This window comes from Rhizobium sp. BK196 (assembly GCF_014193255.1).
Lineage (GTDB): Bacteria > Pseudomonadota > Alphaproteobacteria > Rhizobiales > Rhizobiaceae > Rhizobium.
This window is the reverse complement of the sequence record NZ_JACHZB010000004.1, coordinates 95,305-112,752: the sequence shown is the minus strand read 5'-3', so window position 1 is coordinate 112,752 and position 17,448 is coordinate 95,305. Positions and strand designations below refer to the sequence as shown.

Below are 17,448 nucleotides of genomic sequence, written 5' to 3'. Positions count from 1 at the left end.
TCATGTATGTTGCCGTCAAGGGTGGCGAGGCCGCCATCGCCAATGCCCATCGCCTGCTCGCCGATCGCCGCCGCGGCGATCGCTCCGTGCCTGCGATCGGGATCGCGCAGATCGTCGAACAGCTCGCTCTCGCCGTCGACCGCGTCATGGCCGAAGCTTCGCTCTATGACCGGACGCTCGCAGCCCTTGCCGTGCGCCAGTCGCGCGGCGACATGATCGAGGCGATCTTCCTGCTGCGCGCCTATCGCACGACGCTGCCGCGCTTCGGCTATTCGAAGCCGCTCGATACGGCCAATATGCAGATCGAGCGCCGCATCTCCGCCACCTACAAGGATCTCCCGGGCGGTCAGCTGCTTGGACCCACCTTCGACTACACGCACCGCCTGCTCGACCCGACCCTTCTGACGGACGAGGCCGTGGAAGAGCCCGCCCAACGCGAGGCGGAGAGCGGCTGCGTCATGCGCGTTTCCGAAATCTTGGGACAGGAAGGCCTGATCGAAAACGACGGGGAGCTTCCTGAAGACCACGAGACAGGCGACCTGACGCGCGAGCCGATGGAATTCCCGATGACCAGGGATCTTCGACTGCAGGCGCTTGCCCGCGGCGACGAAGGCTTCCTGCTGGCGCTCGGCTATTCCACCCAGCGCGGTTACGGCCGCAACCACCCCTTCACCGGTGAAATCCGCATCGGCGAGGTCGAAGTGGAATTCGACGTGCCGGAGCTCGGCTTTGCCGTTTCGCTTGGACCGATCCAGCTCACCGAATGCCAGATGGTCAACCAGTTCAAGGGTTCGGCCAAGGCCCCGCCGCAGTTCACCCGCGGCTATGGCCTCGTCTTCGGACAGAGCGAGCGCAAGGCGATGGCCATGTCGCTGGTCGACCGCGCATTGCGGGCCGAAGAGCTCGGTGAGGACATCACCGCGCCGGCGCAGGACGAGGAATTCGTCATTTCCCATTCCGACAATGTGCAGGCGACGGGCTTCGTCGAGCACCTGAAACTTCCGCACTACGTGGACTTCCAGGCCGAACTCGACCTCGTCCGCCGCATGCGCCGCGAATTCGAAGCCGCCCGCGCGAGCGGCGAGACCCAAAAGGAGGCCGCCGAATGAGTGATCTCGCCACCTACAATTTCGCCTATCTCGACGAACAGACTAAGCGCATGATCCGCCGCGCCATCCTGAAGGCGATCGCCATCCCCGGCTATCAGGTTCCATTTGCGTCAAGAGAAATGCCGATGCCCTACGGCTGGGGCACGGGCGGCGTGCAGGTGACGGCATCGATCATCGGACCCGACGACGTTCTCAAGGTCATCGACCAGGGCGCCGACGATACGACGAACGCCGTCTCCATCCGCGCCTTCTTCCAGAAGGTCGCCAATGTCGCTGTGACGACGCATACCAAGGACGCGACGATCATCCAGACACGCCACCGCATCCCCGAGGAGAAACTCGGGCCGGGCCAGGTGCTCGTCTATCAGGTGCCGATCCCGGAACCGCTGCGCTTCCTCGAACCGCGTGAGACCGAAACGCGCAAGATGCATGCGCTCGAGGAATACGGCCTCATGCATGTGAAGCTCTACGAGGACATCGCCCGCAACGGCCGCATCGCCACGACCTATGCCTATCCGGTCAAGGTTCATGGCCGCTACGTAATGGATCCCTCGCCGACCCCGAAATTCGATAATCCGAAGATGCACAAGTCGGAGGCACTGCAGCTTTTCGGCGCCGGCCGCGAAAAGCGCATCTATGCCGTGCCGCCCTATACCGATGTCGTCAGCCTGGACTTTGAAGACCATCCTTTCGAAATCCAGCGCTTCGGCAAGCCCTGCGCGCTGTGCGGCGCGGAAGAGGTTTATCTCGACGAAGTCATTCTCGACGACAAGGGCGGGCGCATGTTCGTCTGCTCCGATACCGACCATTGCGAAGACCGCCGGGCGCATGGACATGCCGGCGAAATGCTGGCCCGGGAGGCTGCAGAATGACCGAGATACCACTTCTGAAAGTCAACGACCTCTCGAAGTTCTACGGCAACCGCATCGGCTGCCGGAACGTCTCCTTCGAGCTCTGGCCCGGTGAAGTGCTCGCCATCGTCGGCGAATCCGGTTCGGGCAAGACGACGCTGCTCAACTGCATCTCCACCCGGCTGATGCCGACCACCGGCAGTGTCGAGTACCACATGCGCGACGGCAGCTACCGCGACCTCTACCATATGAACGAGGCCGAGCGCCGCTTCCTGATGCGCACGGACTGGGGCTTCGTGCACCAGAACCCGGCTGACGGGCTGCGCATGACGGTCTCTGCCGGCGCCAATGTCGGCGAACGCCTGATGGCGATCGGTGATCGTCACTATGGCAAGATCCGCTCCACCGCCATCGACTGGCTGGAACGCGTCGAGATCGACGCCGACCGCATCGACGACCAGCCGCGCGCCTTTTCCGGCGGCATGCGACAGCGCCTGCAGATCGCCCGCAACCTCGTCACCGGCCCGCGCCTCGTGTTCATGGATGAGCCGACCGGCGGCCTCGACGTCTCGGTTCAGGCGCGTCTGCTCGATCTGGTGCGCGGCCTCGTCAACGATCTCGGCCTGTCGGCCATCATCGTCACCCACGATCTCGCCGTCGCTCGTCTCCTCTCCCACCGTATGATGGTAATGAAGGACGGCTTCGTCATCGAGCAGGGTCTGACCGACCGTGTGCTCGATGACCCGCGCGAGCCCTACACCCAGCTCCTCGTTTCCTCGATCCTGCAGGTTTAAGAACCATGGCAACACCTCTCGTCGTTTCGGAAGTCGCCAAGAGCTTCACTATGCACCTGCGCGACGGCATCAAGCTGCCTGTTGTCTCCGATGTCTCCTTCTCGGTGGCTTCGGGCGAATGCGTCGTACTCGGCGGCCCCTCGGGCATCGGCAAAAGCTCGCTGCTCAAGATGATCTACGGCAATTATGCCGTCGATACGGGGCAGATCCTCATCAACCACAACGGCAAGGTCGTCGATCTTGCCGCAACGGACCCGCGCACCATTCTCGACGTGCGGCGCCACACACTCGGCTATGTCAGCCAGTTCCTGCGCACCGTGCCGCGTGTTGCGGCACTCGATGTGGTTGCCGAACCCTTGCTCGCTCGTGGAGAAAATGCTGCGAGCGCCAGGGAAAAGGCCGCAGCACTGCTCGAAAAGCTCAACCTGCCGGAAGCGCTCTGGCAGCTGCCGCCAGCCACCTTCTCCGGCGGCGAGCAGCAGCGCGTCAACATCGCCCGCGGCTTCATCACCGAGCATACGGTCCTGCTGCTCGACGAGCCGACCGCCTCGCTCGATGCGAAGAACCGCGCCGTCGTCGTCGGCATGATCGAGGAAAAGAAGAAGGCGGGCGTCGCGCTGCTCGGCATCTTCCACGACGAGGAAGTGCGTGAGGCGGCCGCCGACCGCATTCTCGACGTTCAGCAATTCTCCCCGCGAAAGGCGATCGCAGCATGAGCCGCAATCTCGGGCTCGAGCCCTATTTTCACGAGACCGCCTCCGTCTCCGACTCGAGCTTCGGCCGCTATACGGAAGTCTCCGAGCGCTGCCGCATCAGCGAAGCTGAGTTCGGCGACTATTCCTACATCATGCAGGACGGCTCCATCTGGTGCGCGACGATCGGCAAGTTCGTCAACATCGCCGCCGCTGTGCGCATTAATGCCACCAACCACCCGACCTGGCGCGCAACGCTGCATCACTTCACCTATCGCGCTGTCGACTATTGGCCGGATGCCGACATGGAGAGCGAATTCTTCGAGTGGCGCCGCTCGAGCCGCGTGGTGATCGGCAATGATGTCTGGATCGGCCATGGTGCGACGATCCTGCCGGGAGTGACCGTCGGCAACGGAGCCGTCATCGGCGCCGGCGCAGTCGTTTCGAAGGACGTCGCTCCCTACACGATTGTCGGCGGCGTGCCGGCCAAGCTCATCCGCGAACGCTTTCCGAAAGAGATCGGCGAGCGCATGGACAGGCTTGCCTGGTGGAACTGGGACCATGCCCGCCTGCGCGATGCACTGCCCGATTTTCGGGCTCTTGGCGCTGAAGACTTCCTCTCGCGCTACGGCGGTTGAGCTGAATATTGCGGGGCAGAGTTTTGTGACAGGACTTACACAAAACTGACACGCGAGGTTCATGAAGCGGGACTAATGCGATCCCAGAAGCAAGCCTGAAATGCGAAGGATGAGCATGATGTTCGAGCTGAAGAATGTCACACGCCGGTTCGGAAAGAAGCTCGCTGTCGATTCCGTAACGCTAGACATTCCGCAGGGCCAGATGGTCGGCATCATCGGCCGTTCGGGCGCCGGCAAGTCCACGCTCCTGCGCATGATCAACCGCCTGCAGGAACCTTCCTCCGGCACCATTCACTTCGGCGGTGTCGAGGTTTCCGGCCTTCGCGGCCAGGCGTTGCGCAACTGGCAGCGCGACTGCGCAATGATCTTCCAGCAGTTCAATCTCGTGCCGCGCCTCGACGTGCTAACCAACGTCATGCTTGGCCGCCTGAACCATCGCTCGACGATCCTTAGCCTGCTCAACGTCTTCACCCGCGCAGAGCGCATCCACGCGATTGCTGCACTGGAACGCCTCGGCATCGAGCAAACGGCGCTGCAGGCCGCCGGCACGCTTTCGGGCGGCCAGCAGCAGCGTGTGGCCATTGCCCGCGCGCTGATGCAGAACCCGAAGATGGTTCTGGCCGACGAGCCGATCGCCTCGCTGGACCCGCTGAACGCCAAGATCGTTATGGATGCTCTGCGCGACATCAACGAGCGCGAAGGCATCACGGTCATCACCAACCTGCATACGCTCGATACGGCCCGCAACTACTGCGAACGCATCGTCGGTATGGCGGGGGGCCGCGTCGTTTTCGACGGCAAGCCCTCCGAACTCACCACCGAGGCCGTGAAGGAAATCTACGGCACGGACAAGGACGGCGCGGGCATCGACGAGACGATGACCTCGACCGCAATCAATATCCCTCCGGAAGGAGCCGAAAACCAATCCGCTGGCACGCAACCGCTGGCGCTGGCTGGTCTGTGAGAGGGACGGCCGCGATCGAATGCCCGCGTCAAGGGCAGATTTCTTCGTAACAAAACGACCGGGCCCCCGGTCAATCAGGAGAGAACCCATGTTGAAGAAAGCACTTTTTGCGGCTACGGCGATCCTGTCGCTCGCAGCCGGCGCTGCCAATGCCGCTGACCTCAAGGAATTCCGCGTCGGCATCCTTGGCGGCGAAAACGAAACCGACCGCCTGCGCAACTACGCCTGCCTTGCAGATCACCTGAAGCAGGAATTCGGCTTCGAGAAGGTTTCGCTCTTCCCGGCCGCCGACTATGACGGCGTTATCCAGGGCCTCCTCGGCGGCACACTCGACTTCGCCGAACTCGGCGCTTCCGGCTACGCATCCGTTTACATCAAGGACCCGAAGGCTGTTACGCCGATCCTGACGACGCAGCAGAAGGACGGCTCTACGGGTTACTACTCGATCGGTCTCGCCCTGAAATCATCAGGCATCAAGACGATCAAGGACGCCAAAGGCAAGAAGCTCGGCTACGCCGATCCGGACTCCACCTCGGGCTATCTCGTTCCGCTGACGCAGATCCCGAAGGACACGGGCATGCCGAACGACAAGTTCTTCGCTTCCACCCAGTTCAACGGTGGTCATGAGAATAACCTGCTCGCTGCCTATGACGGCAAGGTCGACGTTGCCGTTGACGATAGCTCGGGCATCGGCGACTTCAAGGACGGCTACACCTCCGGTACCTTCCGCAAGGAAGTCGACAAGGGCGCCGTCGACCCGAACAAGCTCGTTGAAGTATGGCGTTCGCCGCTGATCCCGAACGGCCCGCTCGTCGTTCGCAACGCTCTCGGCGAAGAGTGGCAGAAGAAGCTCACCGCCTTCTTCACCGCCCTGCCGGAGAAGGACCACAAGTGCTTCGCTGCCGTCGAAGGCGGTGATTACAAGGGCTACGTCCCGGTCAAGCATGACTTCTACAACGCCGTTGTAGAGGTTCGTAAGGCTGCTATCGGCGGCTGATCGGATCTGTAAGTACGGGGCGGCCGACGACGGCCGCCCTTTTTCTTGTGAGCGGGCGCGACACCGATGACCATTGCCGATACCCAACCGCATATCCAGAATACGAGTGACATCGGCAAGGCCTGGGACCGTATGGTCGCCAAGCGCCGGTTCTATACGGTTCTCGGTCTGGTGATCCTGCTCATTGCCTTCGTCAGCTCCGTGCGTTTTGCCGACGAGAGCAATGCCGGTCATTTCTTCGAGCGTCTTCCGCACCTCTTCGACTTCCTGAGCTGGCTTATCCCGAAAGACTGGACCGATGTCTGGCGCGCGCTTTTCGATGTTGCGAGCCCGAACGACAAGGGTGGCGAAGAGTTCAATTTCGCCAATGGCCGCGTCTATGTCTGGGGCAGTTTCTATATCCCCGAATATTTCGAGCTGATGATCATCACGATCAATATCGCGCTCGTCTCGACCATCATCGCCTTCGTCTTTGCCGTTCCGCTCAGCTTCTTTGCGGCGCGCAATCTGACGAAGAACTGGCCGTTGCGCATCTTTACCAAGCGCATCATGGAATTCCTGCGCGCCTTTCCGGAAATCGTTATCGCCGGCCTGTTTTCGGCGATCCTATCAATCGGTCCGGTGGCGGCCATTATCGCGATCACGCTCCATACGATCGGCGCGCTCGGCAAGCTCTTCTACGAAGTCGCCGAAAACATCGACATGAAACCGGACGAAGGCATGCGGGCCGTCGGCGCCAACTGGCTGGAACGCGTGCGCTTCGCCGCTCTGCCGCAGGTCATGCCGAATTATGCGTCCTATGCGTTGCTGCGCCTCGAGATCAACGTGCGCGCATCGACCATCATCGGCGCGGTCGGCGGCGGCGGTATCGGTGAAGAGCTCAAGCTTTCCATTTCGCGCGGTTTCGGCGCGAAGACCGTGGCGCTGGTGCTGCTGCTCTTCGTGACGATTGTCGCTGTCGACCAGTTCTCTGCCTGGCTGCGCCGCCGACTCGTTGGCGAACACGCCTTCCTCCTGCAACATTGAGGCTGCTATGACGGTCATCGACGCAAACCGCATGCATGAGATCGAAACGCGCTATCCGGAGTATTTCCACCGGTCCTTCCGCCAGCGTTTTGGCGGTCTCCTCATTGTGCTCGCCACGATCCTCTACGGCATCTACGCCGTCTGGTTTTTCGACCTGCCGAAGCTTATCGCCGAAGCCCATTGGGAACGCTTCGGCATCTATATGAGCCAATGGATCAGCTATGACGTGCAGCCGGAATTCCGTATCCAGGACGATGGCACGATCCAGACGCGCTATCCGCGCTTCTCGCCGCTTGGCGACGATCCGCATCCGGATTGGCTGAAAACCAACACGGATGGCAGCATCACGGTCCTCGTCGGCGGCAGCGGCCGCACGGTGACCGTCAGCAAGAGCCAGACGACGATCGTTGCCCATGGCATGACGGTGCCGGTCGACGTCAGCAGCGGCGCGCCGAAGGTCGTCGGCCCGGTACCGAGCTGGATGACCGTCTATGACGACAACGTGCTCGCCAATCTTGGTTTTGCAGGGGATGTCAGCATTTCCGTCGATCGCGTGAAGGTGCGCAAGCGCTTCATCGGCTGGGCGAATTTCATCTTCGATACCCAGTCGCCCTTCTTCGACAAGCCGGCAAGCGAGGTCATCAGTCTCATCGTCTCCGGCCCGCGCATCCATCCTGACCAGTCGAACCTGTCGCTCGCTTTCGACAATATCTGGAACAACAGCGAATGGCAGCATGGCGATGTCTGGACCAAACTGTTCCAGACCATCGTGATGGCCTTCCTCGGCACGTTGCTCGGTTCGCTCGCGGCCTTCCCGCTCGCCTTCATGGCAGCGCGCAACATCACGCCAAACAGGTTCCTGAACCAGGCCCTGAAGCGCTTCTTTGATTTCCTGCGCTCGGTCGACATGCTGATCTGGGCGCTTTTCCTGACACGCGCCTTCGGTCCCGGCCCGCTCGCCGGTTCCGGCGCCATCTTCCTCACGGAGACCGGCACGCTCGGCAAACTCTATTCGGAAGGTCTCGAAAACATCGACAATAAACCGCGCGAAGGTGTGAAGTCGACGGGCGCATCGACCGTGCTGGTGCATCGCTACGGCATCATGCCGCAGATCGTCCCCGTTATCGTCAGCCAGACGCTCTATCAGTGGGAATCGAACGTACGCGGCGCGACGATCATCGGCGCCGTTGGCGCCGGTGGTATCGGCCTCAAGCTCTGGGAAGCCATGCGCACCAATTCCAACTGGGAAAATGTCGCATACATGGTCATCCTGATCCTGATTGTCGTCTTCCTGTTCGATACCGCATCGAACGCGCTGCGCCATCGCCTGATGGGCACCAAGGCCGGCCACTAAGCCGATCAAAATATGATGACGGCCCGGCCGTCATCATCATTCTGTCATGGAAATCTTTTAGCCGGAGCGTGCTTGCGGTTCGCCGCCAAATCACTGCACATTGCGCTCCCCATTCGGACGATCTCCAGGATAAACGCCTTGCGCTACGCTCTCTATTTTTCGCCGTCCAAGGATGATCCCTTGACGGATGCGGCCTCCGTCTGGCTCGGTCGCAATGCCTTTACCGGCGAGACCTATCCTGCGCCCGACCATGAGACGCTACCGGCGGCGGAACAATTCGAACTGACGGCCGACCCACGCCGCTACGGCTTCCATGCGACGATCAAGGCGCCCTTCGAGCTTGCCTCCTCCGTGACCGAAAGGGACCTGATGGCGGTTGTCGAAGATTTCACCGCCAACACACCGGCCTTTGAAATCCCGGAACTGGTGCTAGGCCAGCTTGGTCGCTTCTTCGCGCTTGTACCAGGTTCGCTGCACCAGCCGCTTCAGGATTTTGCTGCAAAGGTGGTAAAGTCCTTCGAGCCATTCCGGGCGGCACTCTCCGAAGCCGATATCGCGAGGCGCAGACCGGAAAGGCTGAGCGAAAGCCAGCACGCCAATCTCATGCGCTGGGGCTATCCCTATGTCATGGACGATTTCGGCTTCCACATGACACTGACTGGCCAAGTGCCGGAAGAGCGTGCCGAGGTGATGAAAACAATCCTGACGGAGCGTTTCGCGGAATTCACAGGCAGGCCGCTTCATATTTCCGGTCTTGCCGTTTTTAGCGAAGAGGCGCGCGGCGCCCCTTTCAAAGTCCACACATGGCTGCCTCTTGCTGGCGCCAAAAGCTGAAAGATCTCTGACATGAGCAAAGAAACCGTTCTTTCAAATGCCCGTATCGTTCTCGAGGACGATATCATTTCGGGCTCTATCCTGATCCGCGACGGCAAGATCACCGATATTTCGGAAGGCCGTTCGGTAGCCGGCGAGGATTTCGAGGGCGACTACATCATTCCCGGCCTCGTCGAGCTGCACACGGATCATCTGGAAGGCCACTATTCGCCGCGTCCGGGCATCCGCTGGAACAAGACGGCGGCGATCCAGGCCCATGACGCGCAGATCGTCACCTCAGGCATCACCACGGTCTTCGACTGCCTGCGCATGGGTGCTGACGAAGACGGCGGCTTCGAGCACGGCGAGATGCGCGAGATGGCCGATGCCATCCAGTCCGCTGAAAAGGAAGGGCGCCTGCGCGCCCAACATCTCCTCCATCTGCGTTGCGAGGTTTCGGCCGACAACGTGCTGCAGCACTTCGCCGATTTCGAGAACGATCCGTATGTGCGTCTCGTCTCGCTGATGGACCACGCGCCCGGTCAGCGCCAGTTCCAGACGATGGATCAGTACGTCTTTTACTATCAGAAGAAGCGCGGTCTTTCCGATGAGGAGTTTGCCCGCTTCTGCGCCAGACGCATCGCCGAGTCCGATCGCAATTCGACGCCAAATCGCGAAGCGATCTCCAAGGTCTGCGCCGAACGCGGCATCACCGTCGCAAGCCATGACGATGCCACATCTGCCCATGTCGATGAGGCGATCGAAAACGGCGTTCGCCTGGCCGAATTCCCGACCAGCATCGACGCAGCCCGGCTGTCGCACGAAAACGGCATGAGCGTCCTGATGGGTGCACCGAACATCGTGCGCGGCAAGTCGCATTCCGGCAATATCGCCGCGCGTGATCTGGCGCAGCTCGGCGTTCTCGACGTGCTTTCGTCCGACTACGTGCCGCTCAGCCTGCTGCATGCGCCCTTCATTCTTGCCGACGAGGTCGAAGGCATTACTTTGCCGAAGGCGATTGCAATGGTGACGGCAACGCCGGCACGCACCGTCAGCCTCAACGATCGCGGCCGCATCGAAACCGGCCTGCGTGCCGATCTCGTCCGCGTTCACCGCTCGCACGGCGTGCCGGTGACGCGTTCCGTCTGGCGTGAAGGACGCCGTGTCGCATGATGATGTCACACGAACCCCATCCGGGCGCCGGCGCCGAACACGGCATCATGGTCGTCGTCGTCGGCCCGAGCGGGGCGGGCAAGGACACGCTGATGAACCTTGCGGCCCGGCATTTCGATCGCCGGGAGGATGTGCATTTTGCCCGCCGCGTCATCACTCGTGAAGGCGATGCCGGCGGGGAGGATCACCTCGCCGTTTCGGATGCGGGATTCGCATCGATGGAGCAGTCCGGTGCCTTTGCCGTGTGGTGGGAGGCGCATGGTCTCAAATACGCCATTCCGGCGGAGGTTTCCGTCGCACTCTCCAGGGGCCACATTGTCGTCGCAAACGGTTCGCGTTCGGCGCTGCACCGTTTCCAGGCTGCCTTCCCGCGCCTGAAGGTCATCAATGTGACGGCCCGCCCGGAAGTGCTGGCAAGCCGCCTGGAAGCGCGCGGCCGCGAGACGCACGAGGATATCATGGCTCGCCTTGCACGCGGCCCGTTGACGGTGCGCGGTGATTACGATGTGGTGGAGCTCGATAACAGCGGCTCGCTGGAAGAGGCCGAGCGCAAGATGATCGACATCCTGGACGGTTTCCTGAAGGAAATCGTCTGAACGACAGGACATGAGAATGGCCATTCGTGTCGTCCACTATGACCCGGAATGGCCGTCTCTCTTCCGCCGGATCGTCGGCGAGCTTGAGCCGTTTCTCGCCGATCTCACCCCCGTCTTTCATCACGTCGGCAGCACATCCGTCCCCGGACTGGCAGCCAAGCCGAAGATCGATCTGCACGCCGCCTTTGCGGATGCGGACGTGTTGCCCGCAGCGATCGAACGTGCGCAATCGCTAGACGCCTACACTTTCCATGGTGACAAGTACCAGCAGCAGACCTGGACCTTCACCAGCGGCAAGGGCTCGTACGGTGCGCGGCTCTATATATGCTCTACGGATAATGCCGTTTTGCGGGATCGGATCGCATTTCGCGATTATCTGCGCTCACATCCGGAAAGAGCAAACGCTTATGCCGCCCTCAAGCTGAAGCTTGTGGGCGAGGCTAACGACGACTGGGATTATTATACCGGCGGCAAGCGTGACTTCGTGCTCGAGACGCTGCGGCTGGCCTCCGAGGAAGGGTAACCAGCCGCGCTCCGATTATTCGTTGTCACCACGCCCTGAGACGATCTCGCGTTTGCCGACGTGGTTTGCCGGGCCGACCAGCCCTTCCTTCTCCATGCGCTCGACGAGCGAAGCGGCTCTGTTATAACCGATGCCGAGACGGCGCTGGATATAGGAGGTCGAGCACTTCTTGTCGCGCATGACGACCTTGACGGCCTGCTGGTAAAGCTCGTCGCCATCCTCAGCGCCCATGGCGCTCTTGTCGAAGACGGCGCCGTCCTCGTCATCCTCGCCTTCCTCTTCCTCGCCGGCCGTGACCGTATCGAGATATTCCGGCCGGCCCTGCGTCTTCAGGTGTGCGACGACCTTCTCGACTTCCGCGTCGGAAACGAAGGGACCATGGACACGGGAGATGCGGCCGCCGCCCTGCATATGCAGCATGTCGCCCTGGCCGAGCAGCTGTTCAGCGCCCTGTTCGCCGAGGATCGTGCGGCTGTCGATCTTCGAGGTGACCTGGAAGGAGATGCGGGTCGGGAAGTTCGCCTTGATCGTGCCGGTGATGACGTCGACGGACGGACGCTGGGTTGCCATGATGAGATGGATGCCGGCCGCACGCGCCATCTGCGCCAGACGCTGGATCGCCCCTTCGATCTCCTTGCCAGCGACCATCATCAGGTCGGCCATCTCGTCGACGATGACGACGATATAGGGCATCGGCGCAAGGTCCAGCTCCTGCTGCTCCTCGATCGGCGCACCGGTCTGCCGGTCGAAGCCGACCTGGACCATGATATGGATGGTCTCGCCCTTTTCGCGGGCCTGGCTGACGCGGCCGTTGTAACCGTCGATATTGCGCACGCCGAGGCGCGACATCTTGCGATAGCGCTCTTCCATCTCGCGTACCGCCCATTTCAGCGCCATGACGGCTTTCTTGGGGTCGGTGACGACGGGCGTCAGCAGATGCGGGATACCGTCATAGACGGAGAGTTCCAGCATCTTGGGATCGACCATGATCAGGCGGCACTGTTCCGGCGTCATGCGGTAGAGCAGCGACAGGATCATCGTGTTGATGGCGACAGACTTGCCCGAGCCGGTGGTACCGGCAACGAGCAGATGCGGCATCTTCGCGAGTTCGGCAATCACGGGTTCGCCGCCGATCGTCTTGCCGAGGCCGAGCGCCAGCTTGTAACCGCTCTTATCGAAATCCTCGCTCTCGATCATCTCGCGGAAATAGACGGTTTCGCGCGTCGCATTCGGCAGTTCGATGCCGATGACGTTGCGGCCGGGGACGACAGCCACGCGGGCTGATAGCGCCGACATGGAGCGGGCGATATCATCGGCAAGGCCGATGACGCGGGACGACTTCACGCCCGGGGCCGGCTCGAATTCATAGAGTGTGACGACCGGACCGGGGCGGACATGAATGATCTCGCCCTTGACGCCGAAATCCTCCAGCACGCTTTCCAGGAGCCCGGCATTCTGCTCCAGCGTTTCCTGTGACATGATCTCGCCAAGCCGCTCCGGCGGCTCCTGCAACAAGGCGCGCGGCGGGAATTCGTAGCCCGATGCATCGACCTTCTCGACGATCATGCGGGCGGAGCGAACGGGGGACAGTGCAGGTGCGGTGATCTCGACACGCGATGCGGGCGGGGCTTCTGCCGGTGCCTGGTTCGATTGAACCACAGGCGCCTGAACCATTGGAGCCTTAACTGCCGGGGCCTGAACTATCGGAGCCTCGGCGACCGGAGTTGGGGCGACCGGAGCCTGAGCAACGCGAACTGCCGGAGGACGTGCGGGGCGGACTGGCGCTGACGTAATGGGCAGCGTCGCGCGCGGCGCCACCGGCGCCGGATTATGCCGGCCCGGGCGCCATTCCATGATGCGGAAGCGCGAGGTGATCGATTCGGGTTCGGCTTGCTGCAATGCGATGACCGGGGTACGCGACGGCTCGGCGTCAGCCTCCTCAAAAGCCATGACCTCCCAGAAGGCGAAATCCGAGATCGAGCAGAGCTCGGATGCGGCGCGCAGCGTGGTTTCCACGGGTGCGGCTATAACCGGCTGCGATTGCGCTTCCGTCTGCTGGGTGACGTCCGGCTCGACCACTTCGGGAAGATAGATATCGAAGGGCACGTTGACCGTGATCGGCACTCGCAGCGGCATCGGTTGCTGTGCCGCCGGGGATTGCGGTGGGGGCGCAGGTTGCGGCGCGAGAGGAGCAACGAGGACGATTTCCTCGCGAACAAGCTCTTCCGGGGCGCGGCGCTTGCTAATCAACGTTTCCGGCGTACGGGTGAAGCGGACGTTCGGGGCGAGCGAGAAATTGCTCTGCCAGAGCGGCGGCACCGGTTTTTCGCCTTCATATTCCACGGGTGCATTTTCCACGGGATGTTCAGCTTCCAGTCCGGAGGAGAAATCTCCGGCATCCGTCAAATTGGTTCTGGGAAAACGCATGCGACAGCTACTCACTCACGCTTGGTAATTTCTGACATCCTTCCGGATAGAAAATGAAGGTTAATAAGTTCCTTCCAGCCGTCTCGATGTAAGACGGCCAAAAAGATGAAACATCATCAATTTCAGAGGCTTGAGTCGAAGGGAAAAATCTTTGGGGTCATCGGACGAAGCGCCTTAATGCGCTTCGTCCCAATTGGTAGCCGCGCGTGCGTCGACTCGAAGCGGCACACGCATTTCAAGCGCCGGAGAGGTGGCGTTTTCCATGACCGAGACGATGATCGGCATCGCCTTTTCGACATCCTCGTCTTCGGCCTCGAAGATCAATTCGTCGTGCACCTGCAAGAGCATACGCACCCGATCGGCAAGACCGGCCTCGGCGAGGGCCGGCTCGATCTTGATCATGGCTCTGCGGATGACATCGGCGGCCGACCCCTGGATCGGCGCGTTGATGGCGGCACGTTCATTGAAGGCGCGCACCGAAGGATTGGACGAGCGAATGTCAGGATAGTTGATTCGCCGGCCGAAGATCGTCTCGACATAGCCCTTGTCGCGAGCCATCTGCTTGCGGCTTTCCATGTAATCGCGGATGCCGGGGAAGCGCTCGAAATATTTCTTGATATAGTCGCCGGCTTCAGAACGCTCGATTGAAAGCTGGTTGGCCAGGCCGAAGGCGGAAATGCCGTAGATGATGCCGAAGTTGATGGCCTTGGCGCGGCGGCGCACCTCGCCCGGCATGCCTTCGACCGGCACACCGAACATTTCGGAGGCGGTCATCGCATGGATGTCGATGCCGTCTTCGAAAGCGCGAACGAGCTGTGGGATTTCGGCGACATGGGCGAGCACCCGCAGCTCGATCTGGCTGTAATCGGCCGAGATCAGTTTGTGACCCGGCGACGAAATGAAGGCGGTGCGGATCTTGCGGCCTTCGGCGGTGCGCACCGGAATGTTCTGAAGGTTCGGCTCCGAAGAGGAAAGACGGCCTGTCGTCGTCGATGCCAACGAATAGGAGGTATGCACCCGCTTCGTTTCCGGATGGATGTAACCCGGAAGGGCATCCGTGTAGGTCGACTTCAGTTTGGTGAGCTGGCGCCAGTCGACGATCTTGCGCGGCAGTTCGAAGCCTGCTGCCGCCAGGTCTTCCAATACGCTTGCCGAGGTCGACCACTGGCCGGTCTTGGTCTTGGTGCCGCCGGCAAGACCCATCTTCCCGAACAGGATGTCGCCAAGCTGCTTGGGAGAGCCGATATTGAACCTTTCGCCGGCGAGCTGATAGATTTCATCCTCGTACCTGGCTGCACCCTGGGCCAGTTCGCCGGAAAGGCGCGACAGGATCTGACGGTCGACCGTGATGCCGCGCGCTTCCATCCGCGCCAAAACCGGCACGAGCGGACGTTCCAGGCGCTCATAGACGCGCGTCAGCTGGGTGGCGGCAAGGCGCGGCTTCAGCACCATCCAGAGGCGCAGCGTCACTTCGGCATCTTCGGCGGCATAGTGTGTCGCGCGCTCGATATCGACAAGGTCGAAGGTGACGTTCGACTTGCCGGAGCCGGCGACGTCCTTGTAGGCGATCGGCGTGTGGCCGAGGAACTTCTCCGATAGCGGGTCCATGCCATGCGCGCCGGTGCCCGCATCGAGCACGTAGGATATCAGCATCGTGTCGTCGAAACTCTTGGTCTCGATGCCGTAACGCTTCATCAGCAGGTAGTCATATTTCAGGTTCTGCGCCACCTTGAGGATCGATTCATCCTCCAGCAGCGCCTTCAGCCGCGACAGCGCATCGCCCATTGGGATTTGGTTGTCGGCAAGGCCGCCGCCGAGCAGGTCACCAACGCCCGTCTTGTGTCCAACAGGTATATAGGCGGCGCGGATGCGCGTGCCGGTCGGGTCGGCGGCATTATCGGCAATCGCCAAGGAGAAACCGACGAGCTCGGCCTGCATCGCGTCGATCGAGGTCGTTTCCGTATCGAAGGCAACGAGGCCGGTATCACGCGCATCGGCGATCCATTGATCGAGGGTCGCAAGGTCGCGGATCGTCACATAAGAGGAATGATCGAATGGCAGGGTTGCGAATGCCTCGGCGCGCGCCTTAGCAAGATCGGCAGGCGCAAACGTGCCTTCGACCGCAGTCTTCGCTTTTGTGCGCGGCGGAATCGCGACGGCTTCGCCACCCACCTCGGGCACAGCACCCGCGACGGGCTCCGGCTCGGCCACATCAAGATCGGGGCCATGCGCATCCGCACCCCATTCGATCTTCACGAAGGCGGGCTCGATTTCGCTGGCATCGCAATTGCAGAATTCCGCGACACGGCGCGTCAGCGTCGTGAATTCCATGGTTTTCAGGAAGCCGATCAGCTTGGGGCCGTTCTGCGGCTCCAGCATGAGCGCGTCGAGGTCAAGTTCCAGCGGCACGTCGGTTCGCAAACGCACCAGCTCGCGGGACAGCTTCGCCTTATCGATGTTTTCGAGGATCGTCAGCCGGCGCTTTTCCTGCTTGATCTCATGGGCACGCTCGAGGAGCGTATCGAGGTCACCATATTCCGCAAGGAGCTGGGCAGCCGTCTTCGGACCGATGCCGGGAATGCCCGGCACATTGTCGACGGAATCGCCGGTCATCGCCTGCAGGTCGATCATCTTTTCCGGCGGCACGCCCCATTTCTCGATGACGTCTGGGATGCCGATCTGCTTATCCTTCATGCTGTCGTACATGTGGACATTCGGCGTGACGAGCTGCATCAGATCCTTATCGGAGGAAACGATCGTCACATCGGCACCGACGGCTTCGGCCTGGCGGGCATAGGTGGCGATGATGTCGTCAGCCTCGAAACCTTCCGTCTCGATGCAGGGCAGATTAAAGGCGCGCGTCGCCTCGCGGATCAGTCCAAACTGCGGCACAAGCTCTTCCGGCGGCGCCGAACGGTTCGCCTTATAGGCGTCGTAGAGATCCTTGCGGAAGGTCTTCGACGAATAGTCGAAAATGACGGCGAGATGAGAAGGCGTGACACCCACATCGGTATTTCGCGCATCCCTCAACAGTTTCCACAGCATGTTGCAGAAACCCGAGACGGCGCCGACCGGCAGGCCGTCGGATTTGCGTGTCAGCGGGGGCAGTGCGTGAAAGGCCCGGAAGATGAAACCCGAACCGTCGACAAGGAAGAGGTGATCGCCTGTTTTCATGGCAGCATGGATAGCGCGGCGTTCAGACAAGGTCCATATAAACTTGGGTGCGCAAAAAGATTCCGCCTCACCAAACTGTTACCAATTTGTAATAGTCGGTTTTTTCTCTTTCCCTTGAAAAACCACATTCTCCATCACAAATCACGTCTACCGGCGTTTGATCGCGCCGCGGGTCTGATAGCCGGCTTGTCCCCCGCCGCGTCAGGCTTGGACAAAGGCCTCATCCCCCTCTCCGGGCCTTTGTCCCCATTTTAAAAGCCGCCATGGCCATCCTCCAGGCCGTGGCGGCTTTGTTTTTCAGCCAAGCGCCCACCTCT

The 17,448-nt window shown here is 61.3% G+C and carries 15 protein-coding genes; 13 read left to right on the top strand and 2 right to left on the bottom strand.

The features are described 5' to 3' along the window. Positions 1 to 2 precede the first annotated feature (2 nt). The 13 genes from FHT78_RS15705 to FHT78_RS15645 all read left to right on the top strand — a co-directional run bounded on the left by FHT78_RS15705 (position 3) and on the right by FHT78_RS15645 (position 11,530). Complete coding sequence (locus FHT78_RS15705) at positions 3 to 1,109, top strand: carbon-phosphorus lyase complex subunit PhnI (protein WP_183745629.1); 1,107 nt, start codon at positions 3 to 5, stop codon at positions 1,107 to 1,109. Further along, on the top strand, positions 1,106 to 1,981 hold the full coding sequence (locus FHT78_RS15700; protein ID WP_183745627.1) for an alpha-D-ribose 1-methylphosphonate 5-phosphate C-P-lyase PhnJ: 876 nt from the start codon (positions 1,106 to 1,108) through the stop codon (positions 1,979 to 1,981). Before FHT78_RS15705 ends, FHT78_RS15700 begins: the two co-directional genes overlap by 4 nt. Beyond that, positions 1,978 to 2,754: a phosphonate C-P lyase system protein PhnK gene (phnK, locus tag FHT78_RS15695; protein ID WP_007813937.1), complete on the top strand. Its 777-nt coding sequence runs from the start codon at positions 1,978 to 1,980 to the stop codon at positions 2,752 to 2,754. The genes FHT78_RS15700 and phnK overlap by 4 nt, the downstream gene beginning before the upstream one ends. A gap of 5 nt (positions 2,755 to 2,759) precedes the next feature. Further along, positions 2,760 to 3,470, top strand: a complete 711-nt coding sequence (gene phnL, locus FHT78_RS15690; RefSeq protein ID WP_183745625.1) for a phosphonate C-P lyase system protein PhnL — start codon at positions 2,760 to 2,762, stop codon at positions 3,468 to 3,470. Next, on the top strand, positions 3,467 to 4,084 hold the full coding sequence (locus FHT78_RS15685) for a DapH/DapD/GlmU-related protein (RefSeq protein ID WP_183745623.1): 618 nt from the start codon (positions 3,467 to 3,469) through the stop codon (positions 4,082 to 4,084). The genes phnL and FHT78_RS15685 overlap by 4 nt, the downstream gene beginning before the upstream one ends. A gap of 118 nt (positions 4,085 to 4,202) precedes the next feature. Then, entirely contained in the window at positions 4,203 to 5,048 is an 846-nt protein-coding gene (gene phnC, locus FHT78_RS15680; protein WP_183746483.1) for a phosphonate ABC transporter ATP-binding protein, read from the top strand. A gap of 88 nt (positions 5,049 to 5,136) precedes the next feature. Then, positions 5,137 to 6,045: a phosphonate ABC transporter substrate-binding protein gene (gene phnD, locus FHT78_RS15675; protein WP_183745621.1), complete on the top strand. Its 909-nt coding sequence runs from the start codon at positions 5,137 to 5,139 to the stop codon at positions 6,043 to 6,045. Positions 6,046 to 6,111: 66 nt separating this feature from the next. After that, complete coding sequence (gene phnE / locus FHT78_RS15670) at positions 6,112 to 7,071, top strand: phosphonate ABC transporter, permease protein PhnE (protein WP_183745618.1); 960 nt, start codon at positions 6,112 to 6,114, stop codon at positions 7,069 to 7,071. A gap of 7 nt (positions 7,072 to 7,078) precedes the next feature. Next, a complete protein-coding gene (gene phnE / locus FHT78_RS15665; protein ID WP_183745615.1) occupies positions 7,079 to 8,425 on the top strand; it encodes a phosphonate ABC transporter, permease protein PhnE in 1,347 nt (448 codons plus the stop codon). 138 nt (positions 8,426 to 8,563) lie between these two features. Beyond that, positions 8,564 to 9,259 carry a DUF1045 domain-containing protein gene (locus tag FHT78_RS15660; RefSeq protein ID WP_183745612.1) on the top strand — a complete coding sequence of 232 codons (696 nt, stop codon included), beginning with the start codon at positions 8,564 to 8,566 and terminating at the stop codon, positions 9,257 to 9,259. 12 nt (positions 9,260 to 9,271) lie between these two features. Next, positions 9,272 to 10,411, top strand: a complete 1,140-nt coding sequence (locus FHT78_RS15655; RefSeq protein ID WP_183745609.1) for an alpha-D-ribose 1-methylphosphonate 5-triphosphate diphosphatase — start codon at positions 9,272 to 9,274, stop codon at positions 10,409 to 10,411. Next, positions 10,411 to 11,007 carry a phosphonate metabolism protein/1,5-bisphosphokinase (PRPP-forming) PhnN gene (gene phnN, locus FHT78_RS15650; RefSeq protein WP_183746480.1) on the top strand — a complete coding sequence of 199 codons (597 nt, stop codon included), beginning with the start codon at positions 10,411 to 10,413 and terminating at the stop codon, positions 11,005 to 11,007. The genes FHT78_RS15655 and phnN overlap by 1 nt, the downstream gene beginning before the upstream one ends. Before the next feature lie 10 nt (positions 11,008 to 11,017). Further along, on the top strand, positions 11,018 to 11,530 hold the full coding sequence (locus tag FHT78_RS15645; protein ID WP_183745606.1) for a GrpB family protein: 513 nt from the start codon (positions 11,018 to 11,020) through the stop codon (positions 11,528 to 11,530). 15 nt (positions 11,531 to 11,545) lie between these two features. Here the strand turns inward: FHT78_RS15645 and FHT78_RS15640 are convergent, their stop codons facing one another. Both FHT78_RS15640 and polA read right to left on the bottom strand, forming a co-directional pair. Beyond that, complete coding sequence (locus FHT78_RS15640) at positions 11,546 to 13,957, bottom strand: DNA translocase FtsK (protein ID WP_183745604.1); 2,412 nt, start codon at positions 13,955 to 13,957, stop codon at positions 11,546 to 11,548. Positions 13,958 to 14,131: 174 nt separating this feature from the next. Continuing rightward, positions 14,132 to 17,131: a DNA polymerase I gene (polA, locus tag FHT78_RS15635; RefSeq protein ID WP_183745602.1), complete on the bottom strand. Its 3,000-nt coding sequence runs from the start codon at positions 17,129 to 17,131 to the stop codon at positions 14,132 to 14,134. Positions 17,132 to 17,448 lie beyond the last annotated feature (317 nt).

Bases quoted from the DNA above. Each gene is read 5' to 3' on its own strand.
- FHT78_RS15705 (WP_183745629.1), top strand. From the start codon at position 3: ATGTATGTTGCCGTCAAGGGTGGCGAGGCCGCCATCGCCAATGCCCAT.
- FHT78_RS15700 (WP_183745627.1), top strand. From the start codon at position 1,106: ATGAGTGATCTCGCCACCTACAATTTCGCCTATCTCGACGAACAGACT.
- phnK (WP_007813937.1), top strand. From the start codon at position 1,978: ATGACCGAGATACCACTTCTGAAAGTCAACGACCTCTCGAAGTTCTAC.
- phnL (WP_183745625.1), top strand. From the start codon at position 2,760: ATGGCAACACCTCTCGTCGTTTCGGAAGTCGCCAAGAGCTTCACTATG.
- FHT78_RS15685 (WP_183745623.1), top strand. From the start codon at position 3,467: ATGAGCCGCAATCTCGGGCTCGAGCCCTATTTTCACGAGACCGCCTCC.
- phnC (WP_183746483.1), top strand. From the start codon at position 4,203: ATGTTCGAGCTGAAGAATGTCACACGCCGGTTCGGAAAGAAGCTCGCT.
- phnD (WP_183745621.1), top strand. From the start codon at position 5,137: ATGTTGAAGAAAGCACTTTTTGCGGCTACGGCGATCCTGTCGCTCGCA.
- phnE (WP_183745618.1), top strand. From the start codon at position 6,112: ATGACCATTGCCGATACCCAACCGCATATCCAGAATACGAGTGACATC.
- phnE (WP_183745615.1), top strand. From the start codon at position 7,079: ATGACGGTCATCGACGCAAACCGCATGCATGAGATCGAAACGCGCTAT.
- FHT78_RS15655 (WP_183745609.1), top strand. From the start codon at position 9,272: ATGAGCAAAGAAACCGTTCTTTCAAATGCCCGTATCGTTCTCGAGGAC.
- phnN (WP_183746480.1), top strand. From the start codon at position 10,411: ATGATGTCACACGAACCCCATCCGGGCGCCGGCGCCGAACACGGCATC.
- FHT78_RS15645 (WP_183745606.1), top strand. From the start codon at position 11,018: ATGAGAATGGCCATTCGTGTCGTCCACTATGACCCGGAATGGCCGTCT.
- FHT78_RS15640 (WP_183745604.1), bottom strand. From the start codon at position 13,957: ATGCGTTTTCCCAGAACCAATTTGACGGATGCCGGAGATTTCTCCTCC.
- polA (WP_183745602.1), bottom strand. From the start codon at position 17,131: ATGAAAACAGGCGATCACCTCTTCCTTGTCGACGGTTCGGGTTTCATC.